Annotated in this window: 21 protein-coding genes; 18 read left to right on the top strand and 3 right to left on the bottom strand. The window is 41.5% G+C overall.

Annotated features, from left to right (window positions below; translation table 11 throughout):
• Positions 1-42: 42 nt before the first annotated feature.
• Positions 43-339 (bottom strand): hypothetical protein, encoded by a 297-nt coding sequence (locus tag QMA00_RS00405; RefSeq protein ID WP_069438718.1) that lies wholly within the window; start codon positions 337-339, stop codon positions 43-45.
• 5 nt (positions 340-344) lie between these two features.
• The gene (gene fliS, locus QMA00_RS00400) at positions 345-746 is read right to left on the bottom strand and encodes a flagellar export chaperone FliS (RefSeq protein ID WP_290155432.1); all 402 of its coding nucleotides are present in this window, start codon (positions 744-746) and stop codon (positions 345-347) included.
• Positions 747-1,108: 362 nt separating this feature from the next.
• Here fliS and QMA00_RS00395 point away from each other — a divergent pair, with 362 nt between their 5' ends.
• A complete protein-coding gene (locus QMA00_RS00395; protein ID WP_290155431.1) occupies positions 1,109-2,545 on the top strand; it encodes a sigma-54-dependent Fis family transcriptional regulator in 1,437 nt (478 codons plus the stop codon).
• 138 nt (positions 2,546-2,683) lie between these two features.
• Here the strand turns inward: QMA00_RS00395 and QMA00_RS00390 are convergent, their stop codons facing one another.
• Positions 2,684-3,271 (bottom strand): DNA-3-methyladenine glycosylase I, encoded by a 588-nt coding sequence (locus QMA00_RS00390; protein ID WP_076920617.1) that lies wholly within the window; start codon positions 3,269-3,271, stop codon positions 2,684-2,686.
• Between the two features lie 129 nt (positions 3,272-3,400).
• On the opposite strand from QMA00_RS00390, the gene QMA00_RS00385 reads away from it, so the two are divergent.
• The 17 genes from QMA00_RS00385 to flhB all read left to right on the top strand — a co-directional run bounded on the left by QMA00_RS00385 (position 3,401) and on the right by flhB (position 19,139).
• The gene (locus tag QMA00_RS00385; protein WP_290155430.1) at positions 3,401-4,513 is read left to right on the top strand and encodes an ATP-binding protein; all 1,113 of its coding nucleotides are present in this window, start codon (positions 3,401-3,403) and stop codon (positions 4,511-4,513) included.
• A complete protein-coding gene (locus QMA00_RS00380; protein WP_290155428.1) occupies positions 4,510-5,934 on the top strand; it encodes a sigma-54 dependent transcriptional regulator in 1,425 nt (474 codons plus the stop codon). The genes QMA00_RS00385 and QMA00_RS00380 overlap by 4 nt, the downstream gene beginning before the upstream one ends.
• A gap of 157 nt (positions 5,935-6,091) precedes the next feature.
• Complete coding sequence (gene fliE / locus QMA00_RS00375) at positions 6,092-6,424, top strand: flagellar hook-basal body complex protein FliE (RefSeq protein ID WP_008112177.1); 333 nt, start codon at positions 6,092-6,094, stop codon at positions 6,422-6,424.
• Between the two features lie 20 nt (positions 6,425-6,444).
• Positions 6,445-8,160, top strand: a complete 1,716-nt coding sequence (fliF, locus tag QMA00_RS00370; protein WP_069438712.1) for a flagellar basal-body MS-ring/collar protein FliF — start codon at positions 6,445-6,447, stop codon at positions 8,158-8,160.
• Positions 8,153-9,193 carry a flagellar motor switch protein FliG gene (fliG, locus tag QMA00_RS00365; RefSeq protein WP_036981734.1) on the top strand — a complete coding sequence of 347 codons (1,041 nt, stop codon included), beginning with the start codon at positions 8,153-8,155 and terminating at the stop codon, positions 9,191-9,193. Before fliF ends, fliG begins: the two co-directional genes overlap by 8 nt.
• 3 nt (positions 9,194-9,196) lie before the next feature.
• A complete protein-coding gene (gene fliH / locus QMA00_RS00360) occupies positions 9,197-10,000 on the top strand; it encodes a flagellar assembly protein FliH (RefSeq protein WP_290155426.1) in 804 nt (267 codons plus the stop codon).
• A gap of 17 nt (positions 10,001-10,017) precedes the next feature.
• Positions 10,018-11,352 carry a flagellar protein export ATPase FliI gene (fliI, locus tag QMA00_RS00355; protein ID WP_076920613.1) on the top strand — a complete coding sequence of 445 codons (1,335 nt, stop codon included), beginning with the start codon at positions 10,018-10,020 and terminating at the stop codon, positions 11,350-11,352.
• On the top strand, positions 11,352-11,798 hold the full coding sequence (gene fliJ / locus QMA00_RS00350) for a flagellar export protein FliJ (protein ID WP_008112186.1): 447 nt from the start codon (positions 11,352-11,354) through the stop codon (positions 11,796-11,798). The genes fliI and fliJ overlap by 1 nt, the downstream gene beginning before the upstream one ends.
• 87 nt (positions 11,799-11,885) lie before the next feature.
• Positions 11,886-13,697, top strand: coding sequence for a flagellar hook-length control protein FliK (locus QMA00_RS00345; protein WP_138563530.1), 1,812 nt, complete (start codon positions 11,886-11,888; stop codon positions 13,695-13,697).
• A gap of 57 nt (positions 13,698-13,754) precedes the next feature.
• Positions 13,755-14,261: a flagellar basal body-associated protein FliL gene (gene fliL, locus QMA00_RS00340; RefSeq protein WP_290155423.1), complete on the top strand. Its 507-nt coding sequence runs from the start codon at positions 13,755-13,757 to the stop codon at positions 14,259-14,261.
• Between the two features lie 9 nt (positions 14,262-14,270).
• Positions 14,271-15,362, top strand: coding sequence for a flagellar motor switch protein FliM (gene fliM, locus QMA00_RS00335; protein WP_262976046.1), 1,092 nt, complete (start codon positions 14,271-14,273; stop codon positions 15,360-15,362).
• Between the two features lie 20 nt (positions 15,363-15,382).
• Positions 15,383-15,781 (top strand): flagellar motor switch protein FliN, encoded by a 399-nt coding sequence (gene fliN / locus QMA00_RS00330; RefSeq protein ID WP_138563536.1) that lies wholly within the window; start codon positions 15,383-15,385, stop codon positions 15,779-15,781.
• Complete coding sequence (gene fliO / locus QMA00_RS00325) at positions 15,778-16,161, top strand: flagellar biosynthetic protein FliO (RefSeq protein ID WP_010387917.1); 384 nt, start codon at positions 15,778-15,780, stop codon at positions 16,159-16,161. Before fliN ends, fliO begins: the two co-directional genes overlap by 4 nt.
• A 4-nt stretch (positions 16,162-16,165) precedes the next feature.
• A complete protein-coding gene (gene fliP / locus QMA00_RS00320; RefSeq protein ID WP_013465552.1) occupies positions 16,166-16,906 on the top strand; it encodes a flagellar type III secretion system pore protein FliP in 741 nt (246 codons plus the stop codon).
• A 41-nt stretch (positions 16,907-16,947) separates the two neighbouring features.
• Positions 16,948-17,217, top strand: a complete 270-nt coding sequence (locus tag QMA00_RS00315) for a flagellar biosynthetic protein FliQ (RefSeq protein ID WP_010387922.1) — start codon at positions 16,948-16,950, stop codon at positions 17,215-17,217.
• A 2-nt stretch (positions 17,218-17,219) separates the two neighbouring features.
• Complete coding sequence (fliR, locus tag QMA00_RS00310) at positions 17,220-17,999, top strand: flagellar biosynthetic protein FliR (RefSeq protein ID WP_290155419.1); 780 nt, start codon at positions 17,220-17,222, stop codon at positions 17,997-17,999.
• A 9-nt stretch (positions 18,000-18,008) separates the two neighbouring features.
• Positions 18,009-19,139, top strand: coding sequence for a flagellar biosynthesis protein FlhB (gene flhB, locus QMA00_RS00305; protein ID WP_290155418.1), 1,131 nt, complete (start codon positions 18,009-18,011; stop codon positions 19,137-19,139).
• The last annotated feature ends 20 nt before the right edge of the window (positions 19,140-19,159 follow it).

The raw sequence follows: 19,159 nt of genomic DNA, 5'->3' as shown, positions 1-19,159 counted from the left end.
TAGTGTGCTTGGTGATGGTATGCTAAGGGTTGGTTTTTACTGTTAAGTCGACTTATAAGCGTTTATGGCTTTATCCGACTTTTTATGTTTGAGTATCGCATTAAACGACTCTACTTTTTGGTTTTCTGCGGTTGCTAAAATCATATTAATTTGCGTTTGCAGTACACTTAACTCATCAACACTTGGCGGTGAGGTACTTTCGCACCAATTTACTAAGTGTTTATTTAATAACTCAAGCGAATTAGCAGCACCATCGGCCCTGTTGCTATTAACTTGAGCTTGAAGCTCGCAGAGTAATTGTTTAATTTGCTCTGCGGCTTGTGTTGACTTTTTTGGCATAGTTATTAAATAGCCGGCATACGTTGGTCGGCAGGAATACCCTCCCAACCTTCTTTAATTTCTTTAACAATGCTTGATACTTCAGTAATCGCTTCAATATCGTTGTTTATGTTCGCTTGCGTTAAACGACGCTGACAATAATCATAAAGAGCCAATAAATTATCCGAAATACTCGGGTCTTGTTCTACTTTTAAATTAAGCGCATCTTGCAGTGCACCTAATAGTAAAATACAGGCAGAGATGTTTTCGCCTTTTTTTGCTATTTCTTTGCGTTCAATAAAACCTTTAGTCGCGGCCAAGCGACCAATTATGTTACTAAAAATTAGATTTATTTGTTCATACGGTGCCATTTCGGCGATGCTGCTGGTACGAACTTGAGAATATTTTTTTAACGAAGCATGAGCCATGGGGAAGTCCTAAATTTAGCTAAATAAAAAAGTGACTAAATGAAAGCAATTATAATGCCAAACATTTTTTGTATAACTTGTTATCGGCATTTATGGTCACAACTTAAGTAAACAATTTAAATTAATTATAAATATAATAACAATACAGGATGAACTTGCTTAATAAAGAGGGTGGCAGCATTTTGTTAACTAATTATTTTCATTCTAGTACTAATTACCTAGCTTTTAGGGGTGGTTTTTATTTGATGTGTCTGTTTTTTGGCGTTAATGTCAAAAAATCGCCGCTATTACTTGCATCAAAATCCAACTGGCTTACAATTTGATTAATAAAACAAATTAGTGAAATAAATGGCTCGCTAAAGATGATCTTAATTTTAGATAATAATAACAATCGCTCTATTGGATTATATGCATCCCTTACTTTTATTGGTGAAGCGGTACAATTGCAAACTGAAGCTGACTTTGAACAGGCATGTAGCCACTATCAAAACAAAGAATGTATTGTGGTGTTAGGTGCTTTGCAGTCTTTAGATCATGAAAGTTTAATTAAACGATACCCAACATTTCCTTTTTTACTGATAGGTGAAACGCTTAAACCTTTGTTGAGTTTGGCTAATGTTGTTGGACTAATTTGTGAGCCATTTACTCATGAAGTTACTACCCAGTTACTACATGATTGTCAGCAATATCAGCGTATGCTCCCTCATGAGCATCAGCACAATAAAGAAAAAAGTACCTTTGATGGCCTTGTAGGTGAAACCAAAGCCGTGAAGGATTTACGCTTTTTAATTACTCAAGTTGCTAAAACCGATGCTAACGTACTTATTTTAGGTGAGTCGGGCACAGGTAAAGAAGTAGTCGCCCGTAACGTACATTTGCTTTCTAAACGTAATAAAGGCCCATTTGTACCAGTAAACTGTGGGGCAATTCCTGCAGAGCTACTAGAAAGTGAACTATTTGGTCATGAAAAAGGCGCGTTTACTGGGGCTATTTCAGCACGAAAAGGCCGTTTTGAGTTAGCGCAAGGTGGCACGCTATTTTTAGATGAAATAGGGGATATGCCACTGCAAATGCAGGTTAAGTTACTGCGAGTGCTCCAAGAGCGTAGCTATGAGCGCGTTGGTGGTACCAAAGCGATCCAAGCTGATGTGCGTGTGATTGCTGCAACCCACCGTGACCTTGAAAGCATGATAGAAAAAGGCTCATTTAGAGAAGATTTATACTATCGCTTAAATGTTTTTCCTATTGAGAGTCCATCTCTTGCTCAACGCGCAGAAGACATACCATTACTACTTAAAGAGCTTATGCGCCGCGTAAATGAGCAAAGCGGTACTACGGCTAAGTTTACAGAGCGTGCTATTGATAGTTTAAAAGAACATGCTTGGCCGGGTAATATTCGTGAGCTGGCGAACCTTGTTGAACGCATGGTTATTATGTTTCCAGATAAGGTGGTGGATGTTCCTGACTTACCTAATAAATACCGCTACATTGAAGTTGAAGCCTATGAGCCACAGTACCCAGAAGAGCTGATGGAGCGTGATGCTTTTAATGATATTTTTAGTGGCGGATTTAGCGAAGATGAAATAGATCTAGAAGATGATTTTGTTCAAGCCGCACCTGGTTTATTGCCCGATGAAGGTATTGAGCTTAAAGAGTACTTAGCTGAGCTTGAAATTAACTTAATCACACAGGCATTAGAGCGCTTTGATTACGTTGTCGCCCGTGCTGCTGAAGTACTTGGTGTAAGACGAACCACTCTGGTCGAAAAAATGAAAAAATATAACCTGTCGAGAGATTGAGAGCTAAGTGCATGTGCTAGGTACTAGGCGCTAGGTGTTAGGTGTTAGGTTAGAAAAAATAAACACCGCGTTTAATGCAAACTCAGCGCTATACTTGTCAGCGGGTTAACCTCGCGTCTCGTAACCCGAAACCCGCTCCTAGCCGAGTTTTTTAACTTCTTCTTTTCTAAAACAATTATTACTATGATCGTTAACCATACCGCACGCCTGCATGTAGGCATACACTGTGGTTGGGCCTAAAAACTTAAAACCGCGCTTTTTTAAATCTTTTGCAAATAACGTTGATGCTTCAGTAACTGCAGGGTAATCCGCAAGCGTCTCTAAATCGTTTACCTGAGGTTTATTGCCAACAAACCGCCACTGGTAATCACTAAAGCTGCCAAACTCTTTTTGAATAGCTATGAAGCACTTTGCATTATTAATTGCTGCGGCTATTTTTAAGCGGTTGCGAACAATTCCCTGATTTTGCATTAATGTTTCTAGGTCCTGCTCAGTAAAGGCCGCTACTTTATTTACATCAAAGTTTGCAAAGGCGTTTTTATAATTAGCGCGCTTTTTTAATATGGTGTACCAACTTAACCCTGCTTGTGCCGATTCTAAGGTTAAACACTCAAAAAGTAGGTGATCGTCATACACAGGTACGCCCCATTCATGGTCATGGTAATCCACGTAGTCTGGTTTTGAAGTATCTAACCATGGACAGCGATACTGAGCTTCTTCTTTCATACTTATTCCTTAGCGCGTCATTTTTACGACACGTATTTTAATCGTTTAAGTTGTTGATATTATAAGAAAATAATTTTGGTACATATTGTGCATTAGCCAGTGTATCTACATTATTTTAGAGAGTTGATTATGGCCCTTGCAAGTGTGCTAAAACCTCAGTTTATTTCTGCTAATCAGTATAACCCATGTTTACTGCAAGAGGAGTATGTTGGTGAGTTGAGTGATTTGCGTCAACAAGCAAGTTGGCTCTCTCATCTGGTTGATACCATGCCTGCGGGCGTGATTGTACTCGATGGTAAAGGAATGATCGCTAAGGCAAACCAAATAGCTATCGATATGCTCGGCGAGCCATTAGAAGGTGAGAAGTGGTTTAGCGTTATTCAGCGCTCATTTCGTCCTCATCAAGATGATGGTCATGAAGTGTCGTTAAAAGATGGACGCTTAATAAAGCTCGATATTACTGCACTTGCGCCAGAGCCTGGGCAACTTATACTAATGACCGATTTAACCGAAACCCGACGCTTACAAAAGCGAGTCGCGCATATGCAGCGTTTAAGTGCCTTAGGTAAAATGGTTGCGTCTTTAGCTCATCAAGTACGCACACCGTTATCAGCGGCTATGTTGTATGCCGCAAATTTAGGCTCAAAACGCTTACCCGAAGCGTCTCGCGGCAGTTTTCATACTAAATTAATGTCACGTTTAAAAGATTTAGAAACCCAAGTAAACGACATGCTGTTATTTGCTAAAAGTGGTGATCAGCAAGTTGTTGAGCAAGTGTCGATGCAACAGCTACTAAGTGAAGTTAAAACCGGTGTCGATGCTATGGTAGCGCTCAATGATAGCGAATTAAATGTGAGCTTACCTGAACCCGATATTGAAATTATGGGTAACAAAACAGCATTGGCTAGCGCAATTCAAAACCTAATTCATAATAGTATTCAAGTCATTGGCAGTGGCGCACAAGTACATCTTAGTGCTTTGCGTGATATGCAAGACCCTGATTATGTCCGCATTAGTGTTAGTGATAATGGCCCTGGGCTTGATTTAGCACAAAGTGAAAAAATATTTGAACCTTTTTATACCACTAAAAGCCAAGGTACTGGTTTAGGACTTGCCGTTGTAAGTTCAGTGGCCAGTGCACATCAGGGACGTGTTGAAGCAAACAACAACCCACAAGGGGGAGCAATTTTTAGTATGTTGCTACCTATTAGTGTCACATCTAAATTAGGGGAGTCACAATGAGTAACACTATTTTAGTTGTAGAAGATGACGCCGGACTTCGTGAAGCATTAATTGATACGCTTGAAATGTCAGGTATAGCCTGTATGGCGGCCAATAGTGCAGAGCAAGCCATGGTGCTACTAAAAAAAGAAGTATTTTCATTGGTGGTCAGTGATGTACAAATGGGCGCAATGAGCGGCTTGGATTTATTACGTAGTATTAAATTAAATTACCCTGATTTACCCGTACTAATGATGACGGCCTACGCCACTATTGATGATGCTGTAGAGGCAATGCGTTTAGGCGCGATTGATTATATGGCTAAGCCATTTGCACCAGAAGTGCTATTGAATATGGTGAGTCGTTACTTACCAGAAAAAGAAAAAGAAACAGACGGGCCCATTGTCGCCGATCCTAGTAGTATTCAATTACTCGAACTTGCCGGTAAAGTTGCTCGATCAGATGCCAGTGTGATGGTGCTTGGCCCAAGTGGCTCTGGTAAAGAAGTACTGGCGCGTTATATTCATGACAAATCAAAACGCTGTAACGAACCGTTTGTAGCGATTAACTGTGCGGCTATTCCTGAAAATATGCTCGAAGCCACTTTATTTGGTTATGAGAAAGGCGCGTTTACCGGTGCTATTCAAGCTTGCCCTGGTAAGTTTGAACAAGCACAGGGCGGTACTATTTTACTTGATGAAATCACCGAAATGGATTTAGGCCTGCAAGCCAAGCTGTTACGTGTACTACAAGAGCGTGAAGTTGAGCGTTTAGGTGGTCGTAAAACCATTGCACTGGATGTACGTGTGCTTGCCACAAGTAACCGAGAGTTAAAAGAAGCGGTTGCTGAAAACCAGTTCCGCGAAGATTTATACTATCGACTCAATGTTTTCCCACTGCTGTGGCGACCACTGTGTGAGCGCCCAGGGGACATTATAGTGTTGGCTAAACATTTGATTGAACGTCACTTAAGTAAAAGCAAAGAGCCAATGGCGTATTTAGATAGCAGTGCAGAGCAAAAACTGCTTAGCCATAGCTGGCCCGGTAACGTACGCGAACTAGATAACGTTATTCAGCGAGCATTAATTTTACGCAGTGGGAATAGTATTGATGAGCATGCTATTTTTATCGAAAATCTAGCCCCAACGCATTTTGTGGCAGAAACTAAAGCTGACATTGAGCCTGTAAAAAGTAGTCTCAGTAACGCTTATTATGATGAAAAAGCAGCGCCTGTAGATGAGCAAAAAAATGATTTGTTAGCCGTCGATACTGGTAGTTACAAAGATGAGCTTAAAGATAAAGAACATCGTATTATTTTAGAAACCTTGGCACGCTGTCAAGGAAAGCGTAAAGAGGTCGCCGAAACCTTAGGTATTAGCCCGCGTACTTTACGCTACAAATTAGCACAAATGCGTGATTTAGGTATTTCCCTCCCAGCATAACCCCCATAAGCCCTAAGTTCAATCACTTGAATTTAGGGCTGTCAAAACTCTGACTGCTTAATTATTTTACTTAAAGCGTTGTTTTAATTGATTTTAATTTTTGGCATGTTTTGTGCATTATTCTCTTTAAGAGTTTACTGCATTATCAGAGACAATTATGAAAATTCAAAACAGTGCTTTATTTCAAGAAATGCAATCAATGGCTGCAGAGGCCACACGTAGTAATCAAGTTAATAACTTGCCAACGCAAGTGCAATCAACCTCTACAGCACAGTTTGGTGACATGTTGAGTAATGCCCTTAATACAGTGCATGAACTTCAGCAAGACGCAGGGCAAAAAGTAAAAGCGGTAGAGAATGGCGACAGAAGCGTGTCACTTGCCGAGGCTATGATTGCTTCGCAAAAGTCTTCTGTGGCATTTGAAGCTACGGTACAGGTTCGTAATAAGCTTGTTGAGTCTTATAAAGAAATTATGAACATGCCTGTTTAATTAGGTAGTGGAGAATTATTGTGGCGCAATCTAATCAATCTACAGATCTGGCACTTGCTGATGGCATGATGGAGCAAAGTGAAAACGAAGATCAACAAGAGCAAAAATCAGGCTATTTCAGTGCCCTTGGCGGTGTTGATGTTTTACGTCAAATTACCCTGATTGTTGCATTAGCTATTTGTTTAGCCATTGCTATTTTCGTTATTATTTGGGCTCGTCAGCCAGATATGCGCCCTTTAGGTAAAATGCAAACTGAAGAGTTAATAGAAACACTCGACTTTTTAGATGCACAAAAAATTGACTACCAACTTGATGGCAATGTGGTCTCGGTGGATGAAACTGAATATCAAAATATCAAGTTATTGATGACCCGTGAAGGTTTAGATCAAGGGCCTACATCAGGTAGCGACATTATTATGCAAGACATGGGGTTTGGGGTAAGCCAACGTTTAGAACGTGAGCGCCTTAAACATGGCCGTGAGCAACAACTTGCCCGTACTATAGAAGAGCTAAATAATGTTACTCGCGCCAAAGTATTGTTAGCTATTCCCAAAGAAAATGTATTTGCCCGTAGAGAGAAAAAACCCTCTGCGACTGTTGTACTTACTCTTAAACGCGGTCGCTCTCTAGATGGCGAAGAAGTTGACTCGGTTGTTGATATGATAGCTTCAGCGGTACAAGGGCTTGAGCCTTCGCGCGTTACTGTGACCGATCAAAATGGTCGTTTATTAAATTCAGGCTCGCAAACCTCTTTAGCTGCACGCTCGCGTAAAGAATACGATATAGAACGTAAACGTGAGCAAGAATACCTAGAAAAAATCGACAGTATTTTGATCCCCGTGGTTGGATTAGGTAATTACACCGCACAAGTAGATTTAAGTATGGACTTTAGTGCGGTAGAAGAAACACAAAAACGTTACAACCCAGATTTACCTGCGGTAAGAAGTGAAACGACCTTTGAAGAAAATAATATTGGTGGCCTAGCGGTTGGTATTCCAGGCGCGCTGACTAATCAGCCACCAGTTAACTCAACTATTCCTGAAGATGCGATGGCGGGCGGTGCAGGCACTGCAACCTCACCGAGTAGAACTCACAAAGAAGCCACTCGTAACTATGAACTCGATACCACTATTTCACATAAGCGTCAGCAAACTGGAGTGATCCGCAGAATAAGCGTCTCTGTTGCGGTTGATTACCTGCCTACGGTGGGTGAAAATGGTGAAACAACTATGACGCCACGCTCGGTTGAAGCCCTGTCAAATATTCGTCGCTTGTTACAAGGTGGCGTAGGCTTTGATATGCAACGGGGTGATGCTCTTGAAGTAGTAACCGTACCATTTGTTCGTGAAGACTCAGCGCTTGATTTTGAATTGCCTTTATGGGAACAAGACTGGTTTATGAAAATGTTGCGCTTAGTGTTAGGTGCGCTGGTTATTATTGTACTGATATTAGCTGTTGTTAAACCTATGCTTAAACGCTTAATTTACCCAGATAATACACTTGAAGAATACGATGAAGACTCTCTTAGTTCAGGTGTTGACCTTGGTGACAGCACATTAGATATGCTAAATAATGACTTTGATTCTGCTTCTGTTGGCTTCTCTAGCGATGGTACACTACGCTTACCAGACCTACATGGCGACGAAGACTTGCTCAAAGCGGTTCGTGCGCTTGTAGCCAATGAACCAGAACTATCATCACAAGTAGTGAAAGCGTGGTTAACAGAAGATGACTGATCAAGAACAAAAACAACTACCAGCGGCGTTTGATGTTGATAAGCTCGATGGTGTAGATAAAGCGGCGATATTATTGCTGAGCTTATCTGAAGAAGATGCAGCGCAAATCCTAAAGCACTTAGAGCCAAAACAAGTGCAAAAGGTCGGTATGGCCATGGCGGCAATCGATGATTTGTCACAAGCTAAAATTAGCGCGGTTCATAATTTATTTATTGAACAAATTCAAAGCTTTAGTACGATAGGTTTTCAGTCTGAAGACTTCATCAAAAAAGCACTTACAGCCGCATTAGGTGAAGATAAAGCCGCCAGCTTGATAGACCAAATAGTGATGGGTTCAGGCGCTAAAGGCCTTGATTCATTAAAATGGATGGACTCTAAACAGGTGGCTAACATTATTCGTAATGAGCATCCACAAATTCAAACAATTGTTCTCTCTTACCTAGAGCCTGAACAATCAGCTGAAATTTTAGCGCAATTTACTGAAAAAGTGCGCCTAGATTTAACCATGCGTATTGCCAATTTAGAAGAAGTACAACCAGCAGCTTTACAAGAATTAAACGAAATTATGGAAAAACAATTTGCTGGTCAAGCAGGCGCACAAGCTGCGAAGATGGGGGGCTTAAAAGCGGCTGCAGATATTATGAACTACCTCGATACCAATGTTGAAGGGCAGTTAATGGATTCTATCCGTGAGCATGACGAAGAAATGTCGCAACAAATTCAAGACTTAATGTTTGTCTTCGAAAACTTAATGGATGTAGACAACAGAGGCATTCAAGCAATCCTGCGTGAAGTGCCGCAAGATGTATTAATGAAAGCCATTAAAGGGACCGACGATGCCCTTAAAGAGAAAATTTTGGGTAACATGTCAAAACGTGCCGCTGAAATGCTCGCTGATGATTTAGAAGCTATGGCTCCTGTGCGCATTAGTGAAGTAGAAGCGGCGCAAAAAGAAATTTTATCAACAGCACGTCGCCTTTCTGATTCAGGTGAAATTATGCTTGGTGGTGGCGGTGGTGAGGAGTTCTTATAATCTATGAGTCACTCTAAAGGTCGCCCATTACATGCAGATGAAGCTGATGAGTTATTAAAAAATTGGCCAATTCCTGATGTTGCTCCCGATGAGCGAAGTTTTGGCAATCGCTCTACGGCTTATGGCACACCCTTAGCCGAGCTATACCGTAAAAAAATAGCAAAAGAACAAGTAGAAGAACCGGAAGAACCAGAGCTGCCTTCATTAACTATGGTAGAGCTGGAGCGTATTCGCCAAGATGCCTACGAAGAAGGCCTTAAACAAGGGCACGAACAAGGCTATATAGATGGCTTTGACAAAGGCGTAACCGAGGGTAAAGAGGCGGGTTACAAAGAAGGTGTAGAGCTGGGTAAAACACAAGGTCAAGAAGACGTTAAACCATTAATTGATGAGCAGTTGACCAGCCTGCGTGGCTTACTAGATAGTTTAAGCGACCCGCTTAAAAAAGTGGACGAGCAAGCAGAAAGACAGCTGGTACAGCTAGCCACTATGCTCAGTGAAGCGATTATTTATCAAGAAGTAAAAACATCACCTGATATTATTTTACATACTTTGAAAAAAAGTATTGATGCACTCAATGCAGAACAACAGAAAGTTAAAATTCATCTTCATCCAGATGACTTAACGCTAATAAAAACCAGTTATGGTGAGCAAGCTATTGAAGATAATCATTGGCAACTAATTGCAGAACCCACTCTAGAGCGGGGCGGTTGTGAAGTTAAAACAACGTTATCATCTTTAGATATGACCTTGAAAACCCGTATCAAAGAAACATTGGATAGCTTTTTGCATAACAGTGGTATCTAACTTTTTATTGGCGTGTCATGTCTGTGAGCGATACTTCATTAAGCGAACGCTTATCTCAATACCAACGGCATATTAAAATTCCAACGCCTGCGGTTGCGGGCGTTTTAACCCGTGTGGTTGGTTTAACACTGGAAGCCAAAGGTTTGCGCGCTCCGGTAGGCAGCCAATGTAAAATTGAAACAATGAACGGCTTTGTTGACGCTGAAATTGTTGGTTTTAACGATCAAACTTTGTATTTAATGCCTAACGACCACATTTCAGGCGTACTGCCTGGTGCGCGAGTTATCCCCCAAGTTAATGACACAGGTTTGCCTGTTGGCATGAGCTTACTTGGTCGAGTGGTAGACGGCTTAGGCAGACCTTTAGATGGCTTAGGTAAAATTAATGCAGAACATACACTCAAATTTGCTCAAAATGCAATAAACCCACTGGCACGGCGCCCCATTAGTAAACCTATGGATGTGGGGGTGCGGGCTATTAACTCAGTAATTACGGTAGGCCAAGGTCAGCGTATGGGTTTATTTGCAGGCTCTGGTGTGGGTAAATCAGTATTATTAGGCATGATGACCCGAGGCAGTGAAGCCGATGTGATTGTGGTGGGTTTAGTCGGTGAGCGTGGTCGAGAAGTAAAAGAATTTATTGAAGAAATACTGGGTGTTGAAGGGCGTAAACGTTCAGTTGTTGTTGCAGCCCCCGCTGATGCCTCACCATTAATGCGATTAAAAGGCTGCGAAAGTGCGGTAACCATTGCAGAGTATTTTCGAGATCAAGGTTTAAACGTGTTGTTATTACTCGACTCGGTGACGCGTTATGCTATGGCACAGCGTGAAATCGCGCTGGCTGTGGGTGAGCCCCCTGCAACAAAAGGCTACCCACCTTCAGTATTTGCTAAATTACCTGCGCTGGTGGAAAGAGCGGGTAACGGCGGGGAAGGGCAAGGTTCTATTACTGCCTTTTTTACCGTACTGAGTGAAGGCGATGACATGCAAGACCCGATTGCTGATGCTGCACGTGCCATACTTGACGGGCATATTGTTTTATCGCGTGATTTAGCCGACAGCGGCCATTATCCTGCCATTGACATAGAAAAATCGATTTCTCGAGTTATGCCTCAAGTGGTGTCTGAATCGCACATGCAACAAGCTCGGGTGCTTAAGCAAGTGTATTCAATGTATCAACAGAACAAAGACATGATCACCTTGGGCGCTTATCAAAAAGGCAGTGATCAAATGCTCGATCAGGCAATAAACATGATGCCAAGAGTGAACGCATTTTTACAACAAGGGATGCGTGATGTGATTAGTTATGATGATGGCCTTCAAGGGCTAGCGCAATTATTAGGACAAGCATAATGGCAAAAAATAAACTGCATTTGTTGCTCAGGCTTGAAAACGAAAAAGAAGAAACGTTACGCATGAGCTACTTGCAAGCTAATCAAAATTTGCAAGTAAATCAGCAAAAGCTGCAGGGCTTAAATGACTTTCGACTTGAATACACGCAGCAACTTCATATTAAGGGGCAGTCGGGTTTATCAAGTGCCGGATTTAGTCAGTATCATGCATTCATTGCTAAGATTGAAGAAGCGATACGTCAACAAGCAAGCACTGTTAACACTGCAAAGCAGGTGGTTAGCCAGCGTAAAACCTTGTGGTTAAAGCAACAAGTAAAAGCGAAAGCGGTTGCTAAGTTAATTGAAAAACAACAGATAAAAGCGGATATGTTGGCCGCTAAAAGTGAGCAAAAAATGCTCGATGAATTTTCCTCTAATCAGTTTTATCAAAGGCATAAAGCACTATAAGGTAGGCATGCTAATTGCTTAGATTCTACAAGAGCAATGATTTTTAGGATTGTGCGGTGGGCTGTTGCCGCTTTTATTAGGTGATTTATGGCGATAAATGATATTTCAATGTTAGCGGTATCTGAGCAAGACTCATACTTAGTTAAAAAAGACAGTGATAAAACAAAGCTAGATAGCAGTAATGATGCTGGCTTTTTTGATCAATTAGCCCTTGCTAACCAAGCTTCTGAAACACACAGTACGCAAGCTAAAGCGCCAAACAAACAATCAGCAGATCAACAATCCGATCTAAAAGGGCAAAGTAGCGAAGAAAAGCCTTTGAGCGGTGAAGATATGCTGGCGCAAATTAATGCGGCACAAGTCATCGATACCTCAGTAAAAAATAACCCCCATGGTGGTGCGCAGTTAATAGACAAAGACGCTGTTAAAATAAACGCTAAGCCTGAAGATAAGCTGGCACCTATTATTATTAATTTACCAAGTGATGAAATTGTTGATGATACGGCCATTGTGCAGTCACAAAAGACTGTAGGTTCTGAATCAGCAAGCAAAACTGCAGCTGAGTCTTCACAGCTTGACACGAAACCTTTAGCTACAGCTGCCCCAACCGGACAGTATGAGGCTGTTACAAATGAACTCGCGGCTGCTAAACCATCGGATAAGCCGACCGAGACTATGAACATTAAAGCATCGCTAGATGCTTCCGTTTTGGCGCTGTTATCAAAAGATGATAATGCCATTAAAGCAGATAAATTATTGACAAATTTAACACCTGCTCAGCAAGGTGAATTAGCCACTGAGCTTAATGCGATGAGCAAGCCAATTAATAAAGATAATCTAGCGGATTTAAAGCAATTACTCAGTAAGTATGTGAGTGAAAGTGAGAAGCCGCAAACACCTCAGCAGACCATTAATGCACAAATAAGTACGTTAACTACCTCAGAAAAACAGGCCTTACTCAATCAGTTGCAGGATTACGTTAAAAATGAATCTTTATCAACGAAAGAACTTACCTCGCTAAAAGGAGTAATCAGTGATTTAGAGACCGCGATTAACGCGGACAGCTTGTTTAGCGCCAAAGATAAGCCACTATTTTCAAATAATGCTTTGGCGGGAGCAATAGCGCCAAAAGCACAGGCTGGTACTGAATCAGCCAATGTAAAACCTGAGCTAAAATTAGAGAGTTCAAAATCGGTAGCTGATAACCCTGAAGAGCTTGCCAAACAGTTAGACGCATTACAAAAAGAGAGCATGCGCGGCACTAATGCTGAGCAAATGCCACCGCGTGCAGCACAAATTTTCTCTCAGATCATTAATATATTTGACAAACAGTCGCTTAGTAGTCTCGCTAAATACGATACTTTAGGGTACGAACAAGCTATTATTGAAGCGCAAAGCTTGCAAGCAGGACAGTTACAAAGTACAGCACAAGCGAAACAAGTAAGCATTGATCCTGCCACGTTACAGGCTTTAAACATTATTAAAAGTGATGCGGCAAAAATGCTACAAGAGCGGGTTAGCTCAATGTTAAGTATTAATAATAAAGAAGCTGAAATTCGCCTAGATCCGCCAGAAATGGGCAGCATGCAAATTCGTATTAGAAGTGATGCTGAGCAAGCACAAATCAACTTTGTAGTGCAAAACCAGCAAGCCAAAGAAGCGCTGGAGCAGTCGTTACCTAGGCTTAGAGACATGCTGATGCAGCAAGGTTTAGAACTAGGTGAAAGCAGTATTTCTTACGGTGATTCCTCAGGTGAGCAAGCACAGCAACAAGAAGGTGATGCACAAGGGCAAATGGCCAATAATCGCTCTACAGATGAGACAAATAGTGAGCAACCAGATAAGCAAATACAGGGTTCTGGACAACAAACGTCATCATCAATAGATTACTATGCCTAAGTCCTGCTATTATAATAGTTAAAACAAGCAAATACCTTTGCAAATAAAGGAAATACAATGGCTGAAGATACTAATTTAGAAATAGAAGAAGTAAGTAAAAGTAAAAGCAAACTCATAATAATTATTGCCGCTGTATTACTTATTGTTGGCGCTGTGGCAGGGTACTTTTTATTATCAGGTGGTGATGAGCCAGTAGAAACCCTTGCAGATGATGCTGCGCCAACAAGTTCTTCGGCAACGGTTGGCATTGCTTTATATGTTGCGATGCCTAGACCGTTTATTTTTAATGTGCCAGGGGCTAGTCGCGATAGAGTTGTACAGATTAAAGTGCAATTATTAGTGCGCGGCGATGATAATGAAGAAACGGCTAAAAAACACATTCCACTGATTGAAGGCACACTCCTGAGTGTATTTTCCATGACAACGGCTGATGAACTTAGCACCAGTGTAGGCAAAGAAACACTGCGTTTTACTGCACTTGATAAAGTACAGGCCGCTATGATGGATATTGAAGGGAATAAAGTAATTGAGCGGGTACTATTTACCGGCTTTGTGATGCAATAAGGGGCCAGTGTGAGCGATTTATTATCCCAAGACGAAATTGATGCACTATTACATGGTGTCGATGAAGTCGAAGAGGAAGATACACACGACGGTGAAGATGGTGAGCTAAGTACACTACAGTACGACTTTTCTTCGCAAGATCGCATCGTGCGTGGTCGCATGCCGACACTTGAAATTGTTAACGAGCGATTTGCCCGTCATATGCGAATTAGCTTATTTAACATGATGCGCCGCACCGCTGAGGTGTCAATTAACGGCGTGCAAATGATCAAGTTTGGTGAGTACATACATACCTTGTTTGTACCAACGAGTTTGAATATGGTGCGTTTTCGTCCACTAAAAGGCACCGGCCTTATTACCATGGAAGCACGCTTAGTATTTATACTGGTAGACAACTTCTTTGGTGGCGATGGCCGTTATCATGCCAAAATTGAAGGACGTGAATTTACCCCAACAGAACGCCGAATCGTGCAAATGCTGCTGAAAATAATTTTTGAAGATTACAAAGAAGCATGGGCACCAGTGATGGATGTGTCGTTCGAGTACCTCGATTCTGAGGTAAACCCTGCGATGGCTAATATTGTTAGCCCAACCGAAGTGGTGGTTATTAGCTCTTTTCATATTGAGCTGGATGGTGGCGGGGGAGACTTCCATATTGCGCTACCTTATTCAATGCTCGAACCTATCAGAGAGCTATTGGATGCGGGTGTTCAGTCTGATACTGAAGATACCGATTTACGTTGGAGTAAGGCGCTTCGTGACGAAATAATGGACGTAGAAGTCGATTTATCGACCCAGCTACTTGAAGTTGATTTAAGCTTAAAACAAATAATGGAGCTCAAAGCCGGGGATATAATTCCAGTTGAAATGCCTGAGCATATTACCGTATTTGTGGAAGAACTCCCTACATTTAGAGCTAAAATGGGTCGTTCACGCGATAACGTTGCGCTACAAATTAGTGAAAAAATTAAACGCCCTGATTCAGTTAAATCTGAGCTACATGTCTTTACCAAAGGCGGCAAAAAAATTGATTCAGATGCAGAATTAGCAGAACTAGAAGATGATTTACACCTTTCAAACGGTGTAGACTTAGACTGGTAATTGATTAAAAGGTTAAAAGTATGAGCGATGATCAAGATACAATGGACGAATGGGCAGCAGCACTTGCTGAAGCTGAAGGCACTGACGATAGTCCTGAGGTCAAAGTAACCGAGCTTGATGAGCTTGATGATTCAAAGCATGAACTCAGCGGTGAAGAAAAACGTAAACTCGATACTATTTTAGACATTCCCGTTACTATTTCTATGGAAGTAGGGCGTTCTAAAATTAATATTCGTAATTTATTACAACTTAACCAAGGTTCGGTCATTGAGCTTGACAGGGTTGCCGGCGAACCGCTTGATGTTTTAGTTAATGGTACTTTGATTGCGCATGGCGAAGTGGTTGTGGTGAACGATAAGTTCGGTATTCGTTTAACGGATGTAATTAGTCAGGTTGAACGGATCAAAAAATTACGATGATAGCATTACTTGGTTTAAGCAATTCAGTGTTTGCAGCTACCGATGCTGCAACACCCACCACAGACATTATTTCAATGGTTATGTCGTTAGGTGTGGTGGTAGTGTTAATTTTAGTGTTGGCTTTTTTTGTTAAAAAGCTTAATCCAAATTTAACCAATAACGATGAATTCAAAGTGATCCGCAGTCTTCCGTTGGGATCACGCGAGCGCTTAATGGTGGTTGAAATAGATAATGCACAGCACCTATTAGGGGTTACTCCACACAGTATTAATTATCTACACAAGTTAGAAACCCCCCTAACAGAAAAAGAGTTACCAGAATTAGCGAAGCGGTTTGGCAAAATGTTGAATCCGCAACTTAATCAAAATAAAAAGAACTAATATTATGACTAAATGGCTGCTTTTCCTATTTGCCATGGTGTTCGTCCCAGGGGTCAATGCCGAGGGGATTGACGCGCTGACGATCACCACTAATGCCGATGGCACCCAAGACTACTCAGTGACGCTACAAGTGTTGGCGATCATGACGGCTATGAGCTTTATTCCAGCCGCCATTATCATGATGACCTCTTTCACTCGAATTATTGTTGTTTTAGCTATTTTGCGCCAAGCCATTGGTTTGCAGCAAACGCCTTCGAACCAAGTATTACTAGGTATGTCGCTGTTTTTAAGTATTTTTATTATGGCGCCAATTTATGAGCAAATAAATGAGCGCGCTATCGAACCGTATTTAAGTGAACAAGTAACGTCACTTGAAGCACTTGATTTAGCCAAAGAGCCAATGAAAGCGTTTATGCTCTCACAGGTACGTATAAAAGATTTAGAAACCTTTGCTAAAATAGCAGGTTACGATCAGCTTGACTCGCCTGAAGCAACGCCAATGGTTGTGCTTATTCCTGCGTTTGTGACCAGTGAGTTACAAACCGCTTTTATTATTGGTTTTATGTTTTTTATTCCCTTTTTGATTGTCGATTTGGTGGTTGCATCGGTATTGATGGCCATGGGTATGATGATGTTATCGCCCATGATTGTGTCGCTACCGTTTAAAATTATGTTGTTTGTATTGGTTGATGGGTGGAGCTTGGTGATGGGTACACTCGCTAAAAGCTTTGGCTTGGGCACGTAGTTGTGCACTCTTCATTGAACCAACCACACTAGGAGTCGTCCATGGAACCTGAAGTATTTGTTGATATTTTAAGTGGAGCCCTATTTTTAGTGATTAAGCTGGTGTCTGCCATTGTGGTACCTGGCTTAATTATTGGGTTGGTTGTGGCTGTGTTTCAGGCAGCAACCTCAATTAACGAACAAACACTGAGTTTTTTACCGCGTTTATTAATTACCATCAGTGCCCTGATTGTGGGAGGTCATTGGTTTACTCAAGAGCTAATGGACTTTTTTAATCGCTTAGTGCTGCTTATCCCCGAAATTGCAGGTTAACAATGGAATTTCCATTTTCCGTTGTCATTCAATGGTTAAGTGATTTTTTACTGCCCTTAGTGCGTATCAGCTCTATGATCATGATCATGGCGGGTATTGGCGCAAAAAACGTACCTGCTCGAATAAAAATGGGCTTGGCTGTTGTGGTCACCTTCTTAGTTGTTCCTGTTCTTCCTGCTGCTACATTTACTAATCTATTTTCTTTTGAAATGATTTTAGTGGTACTCCAACAAATGTTGATTGGTGTCGCAATTGGTTTTGCGTCCACACTATTACTCAATACGTTTGTGTTAGCCGGGCAAATCCTTGCTATGCAAACCGGTTTAGGTTTTGCATCTGTTGTTGACCCCTCTAATGGGATGAGTGTGCCTGCAGTGGGGCAATTTTATCTAATATTAGCTACCTTATTATTTTTTGTATTTAATGGCCACTTAATGATGATTCAAATGGTGGTACATAGTTTTCAGGTATTGCCCATTGATGGCAATTGGTGGGCGGTTGATCATTACTGGGACATAGTGACATGGGGTGGTTGGATGTTTACCACTGCATTAGTGCTGTCATTAGCACCATTAACCGCCATGCTGGTTATTAATATGGCATTTGGTATTATGACCCGTGCTGCACCGCAGTTAAATATTTTCTCGATAGGCTTCCCGTTTACCTTAGTGGCAGGGCTCGTTATTATTTGGGCAACGCTCGGTAACTTTGTCACTCAGTTTGAGTTCCAATGGCTAAAAATGGTTGAGCTGATGTGTACTCTAATTGGTTGTTCCCCTTAGGAGAGCGTAATGGCTGAAGATTCCGGACAAGAAAAAACCGAAGAACCCACCCCAAAAAAAGTTGATGATGCTAAAAAGAAAGGCCAAATAGCGCGTTCTAAAGAGTTAGGTACCATGTTTGTGCTTATTTTTTCTGCTATTTCCTTATTAATGTATGGGCCTGAAATTGGCAAAGGCTTGTACCGCATTATGGGAAGAATGCTGAGTCTTAACCGCAATGAAACCTACGACACCACCAAAATGTTTGCCGTATGGGGAGAGGTGGCCGACGTACTGTTATTTCCTATGTCGATGTTTGTACTCATTATTGTATTGGCTGCATTTATCGGTAATACCATGCTTGGCGGCTTTAATTTTAGTTGGCAAGCAGCTGCGCCCAAAGCCAGTAAAATGTCGCCAATGAAAGGCTTTACCCGCATGTTTGGTCCACAAGCGGCTATAGAATTGCTTAAGTCATTATTAAAGTTTGGCTTGGTGGCCGCATTTGCTATTTTTTTAATTAATACGTTTTTTGATGAAATCTTACATTTAAGTATAGAAAGTGCGCCTGGCAATATTGTTCATGCTTTGGAAATTTTAGCGTGGATGTTTTTAGCCATGTCTTGCACCTTAATTATTATTGCTGCTATTGACGCCCCATTTCAAAGCTATAGTCATAACAAACAGCTTAAAATGACTATGCAAGAGGTAAAAGACGAATATAAAAACTCAGAAGGTGATCCGCAGATTAAAGCGCGCATAAGGCAAACCCAACGTCAAATGTCGCAAAAGAGAATGATGCAGGATGTGCCAGACGCCGATGTTATTGTTACCAACCCTACTCACTATTCCGTAGCTTTAAAATACGATACAGAGCGAGCAGGCGCGCCTATTGTATTAGCCAAAGGTGTGGATGAGCTCGCCATGCAAATTCGTAAAATTGCATTGGGTAATGAAGTGCCTATTGTTGAGTCTCCAACTTTAACCCGAGCGCTTTATCATACTGCTGAAGTAGGGGATCAAATCCCCGATCAGCTCTTTACTGCAGTTGCTCAAGTACTTGCTTATGTGTTTCAGCTTAAACGGTTTAAAAAAGGCCGTGGAAAACGCCCTGTTGCCCTTAATAAAAAGCTGCCTATCCCCGATGAATTTAAGTATTAACTGCTAACCAGCTAACTTGG

It is taken from the genome of Pseudoalteromonas sp. APC 3694 (assembly GCF_030407565.1).
Classification (GTDB): Bacteria; Pseudomonadota; Gammaproteobacteria; order Enterobacterales; family Alteromonadaceae; genus Pseudoalteromonas; species Pseudoalteromonas tetraodonis.
This window is presented reverse-complemented; position numbering and strand designations above follow the sequence as displayed.